This window comes from Hyphomonas sp., assembly GCF_017792385.1.
Classification (GTDB): domain Bacteria; phylum Pseudomonadota; class Alphaproteobacteria; order Caulobacterales; family Hyphomonadaceae; genus Hyphomonas.
In genome coordinates this window covers 193,738-207,024 of the sequence record NZ_CP051230.1, presented here as the reverse complement: position 1 = coordinate 207,024, position 13,287 = coordinate 193,738, and the positions used below count along the sequence as shown (strand labels likewise).

At 62.8% G+C, this 13,287-nt stretch carries 9 protein-coding genes; 4 read left to right on the top strand and 5 right to left on the bottom strand.

The annotated features are described in order from the left end of the window. Nucleotides 1–14: 14 nt before the first annotated feature. Nucleotides 15–1,889 (top strand): feruloyl-CoA synthase, encoded by a 1,875-nt coding sequence (locus tag HF955_RS00980; RefSeq protein ID WP_291077158.1) that lies wholly within the window; start codon nt 15–17, stop codon nt 1,887–1,889. A gap of 40 nt (nt 1,890–1,929) precedes the next feature. Further along, nucleotides 1,930–3,501 carry an acetolactate synthase large subunit gene (locus HF955_RS00975; protein WP_291077157.1) on the top strand — a complete coding sequence of 524 codons (1,572 nt, stop codon included), beginning with the start codon at nt 1,930–1,932 and terminating at the stop codon, nt 3,499–3,501. Nucleotides 3,502–3,582: 81 nt separating this feature from the next. Here the strand turns inward: HF955_RS00975 and HF955_RS00970 are convergent, their stop codons facing one another. Both HF955_RS00970 and HF955_RS00965 read right to left on the bottom strand, forming a co-directional pair. Beyond that, the gene (locus tag HF955_RS00970; RefSeq protein ID WP_291077156.1) at nt 3,583–5,817 is read right to left on the bottom strand and encodes a TonB-dependent receptor; all 2,235 of its coding nucleotides are present in this window, start codon (nt 5,815–5,817) and stop codon (nt 3,583–3,585) included. A 322-nt stretch (nt 5,818–6,139) separates the two neighbouring features. Beyond that, nucleotides 6,140–8,164 carry a lytic transglycosylase domain-containing protein gene (locus HF955_RS00965; protein ID WP_291077155.1) on the bottom strand — a complete coding sequence of 675 codons (2,025 nt, stop codon included), beginning with the start codon at nt 8,162–8,164 and terminating at the stop codon, nt 6,140–6,142. Nucleotides 8,165–8,266: 102 nt separating this feature from the next. Between HF955_RS00965 and dapA the strand changes: the two genes are divergently transcribed. Further along, nucleotides 8,267–9,148 carry a 4-hydroxy-tetrahydrodipicolinate synthase gene (gene dapA, locus HF955_RS00960; RefSeq protein ID WP_291077154.1) on the top strand — a complete coding sequence of 294 codons (882 nt, stop codon included), beginning with the start codon at nt 8,267–8,269 and terminating at the stop codon, nt 9,146–9,148. 9 nt (nt 9,149–9,157) lie between these two features. Then, entirely contained in the window at nt 9,158–9,637 is a 480-nt protein-coding gene (gene smpB, locus HF955_RS00955; RefSeq protein WP_035552979.1) for an SsrA-binding protein SmpB, read from the top strand. A gap of 10 nt (nt 9,638–9,647) precedes the next feature. On the opposite strand, the gene HF955_RS00950 is transcribed toward smpB, so the two are convergent. The 3 genes from HF955_RS00950 to HF955_RS00940 form a co-directional block, all read right to left on the bottom strand. Next, on the bottom strand, nt 9,648–10,445 hold the full coding sequence (locus tag HF955_RS00950) for a hypothetical protein (protein ID WP_291077153.1): 798 nt from the start codon (nt 10,443–10,445) through the stop codon (nt 9,648–9,650). Between the two features lie 64 nt (nt 10,446–10,509). Continuing rightward, nucleotides 10,510–11,157 (bottom strand): uracil-DNA glycosylase, encoded by a 648-nt coding sequence (locus HF955_RS00945; RefSeq protein ID WP_367279746.1) that lies wholly within the window; start codon nt 11,155–11,157, stop codon nt 10,510–10,512. A 284-nt stretch (nt 11,158–11,441) separates the two neighbouring features. Beyond that, nucleotides 11,442–13,265 carry a gamma-glutamyltransferase family protein gene (locus HF955_RS00940; RefSeq protein WP_291077151.1) on the bottom strand — a complete coding sequence of 608 codons (1,824 nt, stop codon included), beginning with the start codon at nt 13,263–13,265 and terminating at the stop codon, nt 11,442–11,444. Between the last annotated feature and the right edge of the window lie 22 nt (nt 13,266–13,287).

Genomic DNA, 13,287 nt, shown 5'->3' with positions numbered 1-13,287 from the left:
GAAACGCGCTCACTATGCCAGACACGTTGGACATACCCTTCCGCGAAGTGCCCTATCTGCCACTCAAGCTGGAGGTCGACCGCCGGCCGGATGGCACGATCTATCTGAACAGCGGCCAGCCGCTGAAAGCCTGCCCGCCGCACATGCTGGCGCCGCTGGTGCACTGGGCCAAACATCGGCCGGACACGGTCTGGCTGGCAGAGCGCGATCCGGAAAATCCGTCAGCCGAGGGCTGGAACACGATGACCTATGCCGCCGGTCTCGAGTCCGTGCGCCGCCTCGTGCAGGGTTTTCTGGATGCCGGCGCAGGGCAGGACGCGCCACTGATGATCCTGTCGCGCAATTCCATCGCCAATGCACTGATCATGTACGCGGCCATGTGGGCCGGCAGCCCCGCTGTGCCGGTGACGCCAGCCTATGCGCTGCTGAGTGAAGATCTGGGACGGCTCAAATACATTGACGGTCTGACCCGACCGAAATTCATCTATGTCGAAGATGGTGCAGACTATCAGCGCGCACTGGACGGGATGGACCTGCAGGGGCGGCTTGTCATCTATAGCGGCCGCGCGCCGGAGCGCTGCGAAGCCATCCGTCTCGAACAATTCATGCGCGCGCCAACCGAAGCCGTCGATGCAGCCTATGACCGGCTGACTCCGGACACGGTCGCGAAATACATGATGACCTCCGGCTCCACAGGGGAGCCCAAGGCCGTGATCAACCTGCAGGGCATGGTGGCCTCGAATGCCCGCATGATCCGGTCCGTCTGGGACGAAGCGCGTCTGGACGAGATCACCGGTGGCCCGCAGGTCATGTGCAACTTCCTGCCGTGGAGCCACACCTATGGCGCGCATGCCATTCTGCATAACATGCTGGACTGGGGCGGTACGCTCTACATTGACCAGGGGGCACCAACCCCGGCGCGCCTGCCGGACATGTTGCGAAACCTGAAAGATGTCTCCACGACCCAGCACACGACGGTGCCGGCGGCGTGGGCCGCCCTGGCAACAGAGCTTGAGCGCGATGATCAGCTGGCGGAGGTGTTTTTCAGGCGTCTTGTCTGCATGGCATATGGCGGTGCTTCGATGGGGCAGGATATCTATGAGCGTATTCAGGCCGTGGCCGTAAGGATCACGGGCGAACGCATTTCCCTGTCCGCAGGGTATGGCGCGACCGAGACGGCGCCGACGGCCTCCAATGTCCACTGGCCAAATGACCGGATGGGTCTGATCGGACTGCCCCTGCCGGGCAATACGTTCAAGATGGTGCCGAATGCGGAAAAGATGGAATTGCGGGTGAAAGGCGTGAACGTCACGCCGGGCTATTTCCGCAACGACACCAAGACCGCCGAGGCCTTTGACGAGGAAGGCTGCTACAAGCTTGGCGATGCCGTGAAATTTATCGATCCGGATCGCCCGGAGCGCGGGCTCGCCTTCGACGGGCGCACGGCGGAAGAATTCAAGCTGGCCAATGGCACCTGGGTGTCGGCGGGGACTGTGCGCGTGCAGGCTGTGGCTGCAACTGGCGGCGCGCTGTCGGACGCCGTCGTGTGCGGTCTGAACCAGAACGACATCCGCTTGCTTGGTTTCCTGAACGAGGCTTGGTGCCGGCGTCTGGTCGGCGAGGACCTGCCTTTGGCGGAACTCGTCAACCATCCCGCAGTCCATGACCGGATTCGCGAAGGGCTGGGGGCACACAACAAGGCTCACCCCAATGTCTCGGCGCGTGTTGCGCGCGTCCTCCTGCAGGCAACTCCGCCGTTGGCGGACAATGGGGAGATCACGGAGAAGGGTTACATCAACCAGTCCCGCACACAGGCCCTGCGACAGGGTGAGGTGGAGCGGCTCTACCAGGACGCCGAACCGGCACCTGCGAACCTCCTGATCCTCTAGAATTCACGAACCAGAACAAACACGACACAAGGGACACCGGATGACAGACCAGCCAATTCAGACACTGACAGGCGCCGAAGCGCTTGTTTCGACCTTGGCAGATCATGGCGTGACCGCCTGCTTCGCCAATCCGGGCACGTCGGAAATGCACCTCGTCACGGCGCTGGACCATGAGCCGCGCATAAAGTCGACGCTGTGCCTGTTCGAAGGCGTCGCCACCGGCGCGGCGGACGGGCATGCCCGGGTGACCGGCATGCCGGCCATGACTTTGCTGCACCTCGGGGCAGGGTATCTCAATGGCGGGGCGAACATTCACAATGCCCGCCGCGCATGGACACCCATGATCAACGTGATTGGCGATCATGCCGTGCCGCACCAGCGCTATGATGCGCCGCTGGCCTCGGATGTGATCGGCATGGCCGGGCCAAATTCCCGCTGGATCAAGTCAGCTGATGCGGTGGCGAAGGCGGGCGACCTCGCCGCGCAGGCCTGGGAAGCCAGTTTCGGGCCGCAGCCCGGTCCGGTTTCGCTGATCCTGCCGGCAGACACCGCCTGGCTGGAGGGAGGCAGGCCCGGCGCGAAGCGAACCCGTCCCGCTCTGCGCCAGCCGGGTCCCGCCGCCATCGATGCTGCTGCAGCAGCCGTCAAGGCCGCCAGCAAACCGGTCGTCATCATCAACGGCACGGCGCTGACCGAAGCCGGGCTGGCCCAGGCCGCGCGGGTGAAGGCAGCCGGTGTGCGGGTGCTGACCGACACGTTCTTCCCGCGACAGGCACGCGGTGCGGGCCGCTTCGTGCCGGACCGGATGCAATATTTCGCTGAAGGCGCGATGGCAGATCTCGAAGGCTCAGATCTGATGCTGATCGCGGGCACGCAGGTGCCGGTGGCCTTCTTTGCCTATCCCGGCAAGCCCAGCGTGCTGGTCCCGGAGGGCTGCACGCCCATGATGATCGGCGGACCGGATACGGACAGTGCAGCCATTCTCGCTGCGTTGGCCGACGCGCTCGGCGTAAGAGACGCCGCGCCCATGGCCGAACTGGACCTGCCGGGCGCGCCTACCGGCACACTGAACGCAGCAGCCATCGGCGCGTCCATTGCGCGCCACATGCCCGAAGGCTGCTTCGTTTCGGATGATGGTGTATCCAATGGCCTGCCGAGTTTCCTGATGACGCAGCGCGCCCGTCCGCACGACTGGATGATGCTGACCGGGGGTGCAATCGGGCAGGGCATGCCGCTCGCACTGGGGGCGTCATTGGCAGCCCCTGACCGCAAGACCCTCTGCATCACGGGGGATGGTGCCGGCATGTATACCAACCAGGCCCTGTGGAGCATGGCGCGGGAGAGTGCGAATGTGGTCAATGTCGTCTTCGTCAACCATTCCTACCGCATCCTGAACATTGAACTGGCCCGGACCGGCGCCGGCAATCCGGGGCCGGCTGCGCAGGAATTGCTGGGGCTGGGTCACCCGGAGATCGACTGGGTGAAACTGTCGGAATCCCAGGGTGTGCCCGCGGTAAATGCAACGACAGCGGAAGAGTTTGACACGGCCCTCGAGCGGGCGTTTGCGTCGGACGGCCCCCGGCTGATCGCGGCCCATGTGCCGGCCAGATAGGGGACAGGTACCCCGCAAAGGAAAGAGGGCGACACGGCCCCAAGTGCCGTATCGCCCTTTCTGTTTGCGCGTGTTGCCGGTCTAGTAGCGGGCCGAGAACCTGACGCCATAGGTCTGGGGCGCCCCGAAGACGGAGACTTCATCCCCGGCAAAGGGAATGATGCTGACGCGATACAGCTCATCGGACATGTTCTTGCCCCAGATCGTGGCCGTCCAGCGTCCGTCAGCGGACGCGACGCCGATCCGGCCGTTCAGCAGGCCATAGCCCGGCTCTTCATTGTGATTGTCCGGGCCCCAGAACATCTGGTCCTGATAGGAATAGTTGAGGGCCGCCACGAAATCGAGCGAGTCCGTCAGGCGGAGGTCGACATCGGCGCCGATCGTGTACTGGAAGTCGGGCGTCCGTTGCAGCTGGTTGCCGCTATAGTCGATGCCACGGAGCGGATCGATGTAATCCTTGTATTCCGTATCGAGGAAGGAGCCTGCCGCGAACAGGGTGAGCCATTCGGTCGGCAGGACGCGGACTTCATACTCCACCCCCTTGATGGCGGCATCTGCCGCATTGGCCACAACCAGCGTCAGGTTCACATCGTCCAGCAGCTCCACTTGAAGGTCGGTGAAGTCGGTATAGAACGCGGCCAGATTTGTGCGGAGGCGGTTGTTGTACCATTCCGCCTTCAGGCCAACCTCATAGGTCGCGGCAGATTCCGGATCATAGGGGGTGGCCGCTGCGATGGCATTCGCTGTTGCGCCCTGCCAGCCGCCGCCCTTGTAGCCGCTGGCATAGGAGGCATACAGCAGCGCATTCTCGGTCGGAGTCCAGTTCAGTGCCACTTTCGGCGTGAATTCCGACCATTCTTCGCTTTGTACGACGTCATATTCTTCCTGCAGCGGCGCCGGAGACAGGATGTCTCCCGGCAGGCCGTAGTCCAGAATGACGGCACGCGTATCGAGATCCTTCTTGTCGGTCGTGAAACGTCCGCCCACGGCCAGGGTCAGGTCCTGGGTGAGATCATACTCGATCTCCCCGAATACGGCATAGCTGGCCGTGTCGCTGTAACCCAGATAGATGTTGTCTCCGTCGAGCGAGTCACGTGTCCCGCCGGGGCCACCGGGGAGGAAGGATGTGGCGGTGTTGCGGGACACGCGCTTCACATTCTCGTCCAGGTAATACAGGCCAGCGATCCAGCGCAAAGCGTTGTCCTGGGAGGAGGCGAGGCGGAGTTCCTGCGTGACGCCCTGATAGAGTTCATGCTGGGTAAGCGTGCTGTCCGTGATGGAGGGGGGAGAGCCCGCGCCTGCCTGTGTCCAGCGCCCGTCTCCCTGTCCATAGCGATAGGCTGCCAGATAGACCAGCGACATGTCGCCGATATCCCATTCGACGCGTCCGGTCAGGCCGGCGGTGTCCCGGTCGGCATACTGATCATAGGGAGAGACGTTCACACGCGGGTCTTCCGGAATGTTTGGCGTGATGAAGCCAAAGCCCGGCGTTTTCGGATCATCGACGGCATGACGGGACGGGCCGCCGGCGCGATCCTGGCTGTAATCGGCGACAATCGACACGAATACGGTGTCAGAGGCATCCCAGTTCACCGACAGGCGGCCAGCTGTGGAATCCTTGTCTTCAAGATCCTGTCCGGTGACGATGTTCTTGGCGTAGCCGTCATGGGTTTCGCGGAACAGCGCCAGGCGGGCCGACACCGTGTCCGTTACGGGTCCGGTGACGAAGCCCTCAGCCAGAACGCTGGAGTAATTGCCGATGGACAGAGAGCCTCCGGCATCGAACTCGTCCTGCGGCGCTGCGGTAATCAGATTGATTGCACCGCCCACAATGTTCTTGCCGAACAGAGTGCCCTGCGGGCCGCGCAGGACTTCCACTCGCGACAGGTCGAAGATCGGAGGCGTCGCAGAGCCACGGCGGCCGACATATACCTCATTGAGGAATGTGCCGATCGAGGGGTCTGCCGTGGCGCCATTCAGGCGTACCGAACCGACGCCCCGAATGAACATCTCCGATTCCATGCTGTTCTGGGACTGGAAGGTGAAGCTCGGCACCTGAAGGGCGATTTCCGACAGGTCCGTAATCTGCTCGTCGCGCAGCTGGTCACCGCCAATGCCGGTCACGGCTATCGGAACGTCCTGCAGGCTTTCCTCGCGCTTCCGGGCCGTGATGACCAGTTCGTCCAGCATCAGCGCACCGGATTCAGTTTCCGGCGTGTCTTCCTGAGCCCAGCCCTGTGCGGGTACCAACAATCCCAGCGCCGTTGCCGCAGCTGCTGAGTAGAGCACATTCTTGATCGAACGCGGTTGCGCCATGTCTCAATTCCTCCCGAATTATGCAAGTAGGTTTTATTAAGCAAGCTTCTCGATTGAGTGGGCTGGCTTGTCAAGCTCGCAAATATTGGGAGTTGGGCCCCTTACGCGAGGGAATTGGCTTGCATAATCGTTACCTACGGGCGGCATCCAGATGCAGTCGTTTGTATCCGGGCATCGTGTCGCAGCAATGAAATCGAAATGCGCGAAAGGCGGAAGCTGCCTCCGGGCGCATGGGGCCATGCGACCATCCGAGACGTGGGAGAGGCTGGCCTTCGACGCTCCTGATCGGCCCTCTTTCAGGCGTCCCGGATGGCCTGCGTTCCTATTCCCGTCCGCGCTTCAGGTCTTCCTCGATCTGGATTTCGACCGGTTCGCCGAGAAGGCGGTGACGGTAGACCTGTGTATTCTCCAGCACGCGCTGGACATAGTTGCGCGTCTCCGAGAATGGAATGAATTCCACCCAGTCCACCGGATCGACCTGCCCGGTGCGTGGATCGCCATAATCGCCGATCCACTGGCGCGGACGGCTCGGCCCGGCATTGTAGGCTGCAGCGGTCATGATGTAGCTGCCATTGAATTGCGACAGCAGCGTATCGAGATGCTGGCCGCCCAGCGTCATGTTGTAGCCCGGATCATCGGTCAGCCAGGACGTGCGATACGGCAGGCCGCGCAGACGCGCTTCATTGCGGGCCGTGGCCGGCATGAACTGCATCAGGCCGCGTGCGCCGACATGGCTGATCGCATTCGGGTTCATCTCGCTTTCCTGGCGCGACAGGGCCAGCATCAGCGGGCGTTCCACCTGCGGTTCGCGCAGCAGCGGATAGGCAACCACCGGATAGGCCGCATCGGTCGAGACAATGCCCTTGGCAAGTCCGGCCTTGGCCCCGCGCACGCCGACATCCGGAACCTGGTATTCCGTGGCCATTCGGGCCAGCAGAAGGTATTCGCTTTCGGTCTCCAGAAGGTCGTCCAGGTGATAGGCGAACTCGCGGAACAGGCGTTCCTCACCGCTCTCTCCCAGCAGGCGCAGGGCACGCACCATCGGGCGGGCTTCGAACGCTTCGATCTCGGCTTCGGTCGGTTCTGCCGATTTCGGGAAGGCGAGTTTCTTGTCGTCCAGGCGTTCTGCTGCCAACTGGCCATAATAGGTGAATTTGTGTTCCGCTGCGGATGTGTAGTCGGTCCGCGCCGCATCGGTCTGGCCCAGCGCGTCGTGGGCGCGGCCCGACCAGTATTTGCCGCGTGCCAGGCTGATCGGCGTCGACACCCCGTCCGACATGGTCTCGAAGTGATCGAGGCTGCGGCCCGCATCGTTCTTCAGGCGAAGGGCAATCCAGCCCGCGACCCATTCTGCCTCTGCAAAGTCACCGCCGCTATCCATGCCATGCGGTGCGGCCAGCTGATAGGCGCGGGTCCAGTTGCCTTCCTTCAGGTCGGTGCGGATGGCGATGTTGCGCTCGTCCCACAACCGGGACCGACCGGCGGCCGGTACATCATTGCCATCGATCCCGGTCAGCAATGGCGTCGCGACATCCTGATTGCGCAGCTTCTGTCGGCGCCACCGGGCGCGCTCATAGAGCAGTCCGGGATTGTCCTGCAGATGGGCCGGGACGGCATTGACCAAGGCATCGACATTCCGCGAACGTGCGGCCAGCGCAATACGGGCATCCACAAGTTTGCGATAGTCGTCGGTCAGCAGGTATTTCAGTTTCGACGCGGCGGTCCGCTGGTTGGTCCACAGCAGGAAGTCGACCCGGGCGCGGTGATCATCCTGGGTCAGTTGCTTGCCATAGGTGGAAAGAACCTGACGTTCGACATCGCGTTCAAGGGAATTGTTGTGCCAGGCGTCGCGCACCGCCTCCAGCGCCTTGGCCGGCTCGCCAATGGCGCGCCAGCTGTCTGCCAGGGCGATCTTGCCGGCGCCCGTGACCGGCCCGGAGGCTGTCAGCCAGTCGATCCGTTCCTTGTGGCTGTAGGAGGACAGGCCGATGATTTCCTCGGCGCGGCGGCGCATGGCGACCGTTTTCGGCCAGTCGCTCAGCGTTTCCAGCGCATAGGACACTTCCGAGAAGTTCATGCCGGGCACGCCGCGGCTGGCGCGCACCCACATGATCACATTTCGCACGTCCGGGTCCGATGCCTGCGTCTGCAGATGCGCCACCGTCGGCCAGTCATAGCGGTCTGCGGCCCGCAGCGCCTTGTGCAGGATCTCGGCATTGCGGGCGTCCGTGACGGACGAAACATAGGGGCGGGCCGGTTTCAGGCTTGGCGCTTCGGGCACGCCAGCGGCTGCAGCAGCCTGTGACAGGACGGCAAGGGAGGCAATAATGGCAACGGGTCGCATCATGAAACGGCTCAGCAGAGTTTATTTCTTGGCCAAAGCGTGAGAAGGCATTGGCGATTCATACTCGATCAAACCAAACAACACCTGAATCGCGGCAAATTTACGATGTTTCATGGCTCAATCCCAGCGCTCGTCACACCTTTCAAAAATGGTGCCGTTGACCGGGACGCATTCGTTGCGCTGGTAGAGCGCCAGATTGCCGGCGGTTCCAGCGCGCTCGTGCCGGTCGGCACCACGGGCGAGACGTCCACACTCTCCACGCAAGAGCATAAGGATGTCGTAACGCTTTGTGTTGAAATTACCAAAGGCCGCGTGCCCGTGATTGCCGGGGCCGGGGCCAACGCCACAGATGAGGCGATCGATCTGGTCCAGCATGCCAAGACCGTTGGCGCCGATGCCGCGCTGGTCGTCTGCCCCTATTACAACAATCCCAATCAGGAAGGCCTTGAGGCCCATTTCCGCGCCATCAATGACGCCGTGGCCCTGCCGGTTCTGTTGTACAATGTGCCCGGCCGCACAGTGGTTGACCTTGCGCCGGATACCGTCGCGCGCCTGGCCCAATTGCCCAATATTGTCGGCATCAAGGATGCTACCGGCGACATGGAGCGTGTCAGCCAGCATGCCGCTGCCATTCCCGAAGGCACTCAATTCGTGCAGCTGTCCGGCGATGACCCAAGCGCCCTCGGCCACCTTGCCATGGGCGGCATGGGCTGCATCTCGGTCACCGCCAATGTGATGCCAGAGGCATGTGCCGCAATGCATGCATCCTTTCAGGCGGGAAATCTGGCCGAAGCGCGCGCCATCGAGCGCAAGCTGATCGCGCTGCACAAGGCGATGTTCTGTTCGCCCTCGCCGGGGCCAGCGAAATATGCCCTGTCGAAACTGGGCCTGTGCACCGATGAGGTGCGCCTGCCGCTCACCGCGCCATCTGCAGAAAAGCGGGCTGAAATCGATCAGGCCATGGCGCTTGCGGGTTTGAACGCCTAAATCAGGGCGATGGCAAAGAAGAGTCAGACCAAGGGCCGCTCGGATGGGCTGGTCGCGGAAAACCGCCGCTCCCGCCGCGATTATGCGGTCGAGGATACGCTGGAGGCTGGCATCATGCTGGTCGGGTCAGAGGTGAAATCCCTGCGCCAGGGCAAGGCCAACATCGCCGAAGCCTATGTCAGCCCGGAAGATGGCGGCCTCTACCTGATCAATGCGGACATCCCGATCTACAATGCCGCCAACCGGTTCAATCATGAGCCGAAGCGCAAGCGGAAACTGCTCGTGTCAAAGCGCGAACTGGCGAAACTCTCCCAGTCGGTCGACCGGGCTGGGCGCACCATCGTGCCTCTGAAGCTCTATTTCAACGAGCGCGGTCTCGCCAAGCTCCTCATCGGCCTCGCGACCGGCCGCAAGAGCCATGACAAGCGCGAAGTCGAGGCCAAACGCGACTGGCAGAGACAGAAGGCGCGGATCCTGAAAGAGGGGTGAGGAATGCCGCTCAAGCAGCGCGCAACTTCTCGCCGCGAAGCCTCAGCAGGCCCTGCCAGACAATCAGCGCAATCAACGGTGCAAAGGCCAGCAGGAAGGGCCAGGCGGTCTGGTTGAAGCCCTCGGGAAACACTTGCGGCTGCCCCAGGAAAAGTGAGCCGGATGCGATGAACATCGAGAAGCACATGCGCCAGAGGTGGCGGGAGATGCGCGCCGTGTAGGACAGCGCCTGTCTCACGATCACGTTCAATTCGCCAAACGCGGCAATGCTGCCGGCGACAATGAACAGGATGAAGGCTTGGGGCGGCGAGCCGTCTACGGTGCCGCTTGGGCTGTTCGCGCCCATTTGCATGAACACAACGCCCATCAGCGTGATGCCGAGCGCCGTCACCAGTCCTGCATAATGCCGCCAATTGACCCGGACAGGCCCGCGCTGGCGAACTGTGAGCAGAGCCGTGATGAGCAGGTACAAGGCCAGGATGCCGGCCACGAAGTTTGGGCGCTGGCCCTCCTCAAGGAACGGCGCAACGCCTGCGCCGATCAGATAGGTGATGAACATCGAAACGAAGAAGACTTTCCCCGCAAGGCGGTGCATGGCCCGGCCTTTGCGTGCTGCAATCGCTGCGACGCCGGATACGAGCCCCACCGCGCCGCCACCAATATGGGCATAAAGCAGGGCGTCCGTGGCGAGCCTGATCCATAGGGGCGCGTCCGGGTCAACTTCGAGCTTTGCGGCATGCGCGACACCGGTGCCGAGAAAAACCAATGCGAAAACGCATGTAAGCAGCGGAGCGGCATATCTGGGCATCGGACAATCCTTTATCGAATAACGATATTATCGATAAACGGAAAGTACGGCGATGGCAACTCCCTTAGGCCGGATCGGTCACACTCTTCGCCATCGCAAACACATCCTCGAACATCTCTGCCGTCAGGCGACCGGTATTCGTGTTGTAGCGGCTGCAATGATAGGACGAGATCAGCGCCAGCGGCCGGCCTTCGAACGCCACATCATAATGCGTGCCGTGGCCAAAGGGGTGATCCTTCAGTTTCAGGCCCAGCGTGCGTACCGTGGAATCATGGGAAATCTTGCCGAGGCAGATCATCGCCTTCAGCTTCGGCAGCGCCGCAATGCGGGCCGACAGGAAGGGCCGGCACTGATTGATCTCCGCGCCAACCGGCTTGTTCTGCGGCGGCACACAGCGCACGGCATTTGTGATCATGGCGCGCTTCAGCTTCAGCCCGTCATCCGGCCGCGCATCATATGTGCCGGTTGAATAGCCGAACTTGTCGATGGTTGCGTAGAGCAGGTCCCCGGCCCAGTCGCCGGTGAATGGCCGGCCTGTCCGGTTCGCCCCGGTGACGCCCGGCGCAAGGCCGATGATCAGCAATTCGGCATCCTCCGGCCCGAAACTCGGCACGGCGCCATTGAACCAGTCCGGTTCTTTCACGGCGACCTCTTCCCGATACGCCACAAGGCGCGGGCATAGAGGACAATCGGCGGGAGCTTCCGGACTCATACCCCTCTCCCCTCGGGGAGAGGGGCTGGGGTGAGGGGGCACACAGTTGAAGTCATAGTCCCAATCTCTCCTGCACAAGACCCATCAGATGGTCGGCATCAAACACGTCGCTAGCTGGAACTCGCAGGAAATCCCAGCCAAGTCCACGCAAGGCCTGCCACGCGACCTGTTCAGGGGCATTGGCGTCCTGTCGCAGACGGCGGGCGCGGGGCGTGGACGAGTTTCGTGTCATCGACTCCGCGCTCCCTCACCCCCGGCCCCTCTCTCTCAAGGGAGAGGGGAGGCTAGTACCCATCCGCGCTGCCATCCTTGCGCATTTCGGTGGCGGCAATCCAGGCGCCGCTTTCGAAGTCGCGCATGATGGCCTGATAGCCGCCTGCATTCGCCTTGCAGCATTCCACCGTGTGGCCGCGGGCCTCCAGTTCGGCGCGGGTTTCCGGCGGGATGCCGCTTTCCAGATGCACGACACCCATGTCGGTTTCGCAGGCGTCGCCATTGAGGTCATCGGTTGGCTCGCACCCGCCAACATGTTCCCAGCGCGCGGCATCACCGGCTTCCTGCAGGCCCATGTCGAAATCGACGAGGTTCAGGATGATCTGCACATGGCCCTGCGGCTGCATGCCGCCGCCCATCAGGCCGAAGCTCAGCCATGGCTCGAACCGGCAGGCCTGTTCGATCGGCTCGGCGCGCACCTGACAGCCCGGCATGTCCTTCTTGAAGGCGAAGGCCGGAATGATCGTGTGGAAGGGCCGCTTGGCGGGTTCGAACACGTTCGGATGGTCCGGGTCGAGGCTGAACAGCTGCCCGCGATCCTGGAACATGAAGCCGAGGCCATCCGCGACGAGCCCCGTGCCCATGCCGCGATAGTTCGACTGGATAAGCGACACCATCATGCCGTCCTTGTCGGTGACGGTGAGGTAAGTCGTGTCGCCGTCGTTCAGCTTGGCATCTGCGTCTGCGAAGCCGGGGGCAGGAGGTGCCATCGCCTGACCGAGGTCAATCGTGTCTGCCCGTTCAGCATTGTAGCCGGGGCGAACAAAGATAGCGGGATCAATCCCGGACGTTTCTGGATCAGCATAGCCAGCCGCCCGGTCTGCAAAGGCGAGCCGTTTCGCTTCCACCTGCGCCATGATGCTGTCGGCCGAGCCGAAGCCCATGCCGCGCAGGTCAAACCGTTCGAGCATCTGCAGCATCTGCAGCGCCGCGATGCCCTGCGTGTTCGGCGGCAATTCGCAGACCTTGTAGTCGCCGCGATAGGTCACACAGATCGGCTCGACCCATTCGCCGGTATGGGCGGCAAAGTCCTCATAGGTCAGGAAGCCGCCGATCCGTTCGAAATAGTCGCCCATGATGTGGGCGGTTTCGCCGGAATAGAATTCGTCCCGGCCCTTGTAGGCGATCCGCTCAAGCGTGTCGGCGAGGTCCGGATTGCGGAACAGGCTGCCTTCTTTCGGGGCGGGCGAGAAATAGGTCGCCTTCGCATTGTCGAACTCTTCCAGCATGCCGCTGTCAGCCGCTTCCTGCAGGCGCGTTGCATTGCGGCCCCAATAATAGGCGATGACCTCAGGAATCGGCGCGCCGTTACGGGCGTACTGAATGGCCGGTTCGAGGTTCATGTTCATCGGCTGCTTGCCGAACTTGTCATGCAGCGCGTACCAGCCATCGACCGTGCCGGGCACGGTCACCGGCGCTGCGCCGAAGGGCGGGATCTCCTCGCCTTGCATGAACTCGTCGGCCTTGGCCTGCATGTCGTTCAGAGTGGCGCCCATGGGCGAGCGGCCGGAGCCATTATAACCGTAGAGCTGCTGCGTCTCCGGATCCCAGACGATCGCAAACAGGTCGCCGCCGATGCCGTTGCCTGTCGGTTCGACAAGGCCCAGCATCGCGTTCGCGGCAATCGCGGCGTCCACGGCCGAGCCGCCGGCTTTCAGCACGTCGAGCGCGGTCTGGGTTGCCAGCGGGTGGGCCGTGGCGGCCGCGCCATTCGGGGCTACCACGGAGGAGCGCGTGCCCAGCGGGCGGCCCGCCGGCATCCGGTCACCCGGCCCCGGCTGGCTCGCCTCATCTGGCTTGCGGACTTCTATCCGCACCACCTTCTTGTGTTTCACTGTCGCATCCGCGTCGATGCGT

Bases quoted from the DNA above. Each gene is read 5' to 3' on its own strand.
- HF955_RS00980 (WP_291077158.1), top strand. From the start codon at position 15: ATGCCAGACACGTTGGACATACCCTTCCGCGAAGTGCCCTATCTGCCA.
- HF955_RS00975 (WP_291077157.1), top strand. From the start codon at position 1,930: ATGACAGACCAGCCAATTCAGACACTGACAGGCGCCGAAGCGCTTGTT.
- HF955_RS00970 (WP_291077156.1), bottom strand. From the start codon at position 5,817: ATGGCGCAACCGCGTTCGATCAAGAATGTGCTCTACTCAGCAGCTGCG.
- HF955_RS00965 (WP_291077155.1), bottom strand. From the start codon at position 8,164: ATGATGCGACCCGTTGCCATTATTGCCTCCCTTGCCGTCCTGTCACAG.
- dapA (WP_291077154.1), top strand. From the start codon at position 8,267: ATGTTTCATGGCTCAATCCCAGCGCTCGTCACACCTTTCAAAAATGGT.
- smpB (WP_035552979.1), top strand. From the start codon at position 9,158: ATGGCAAAGAAGAGTCAGACCAAGGGCCGCTCGGATGGGCTGGTCGCG.
- HF955_RS00950 (WP_291077153.1), bottom strand. From the start codon at position 10,445: ATGCCCAGATATGCCGCTCCGCTGCTTACATGCGTTTTCGCATTGGTT.
- HF955_RS00945 (WP_367279746.1), bottom strand. From the start codon at position 11,157: ATGAGTCCGGAAGCTCCCGCCGATTGTCCTCTATGCCCGCGCCTTGTG.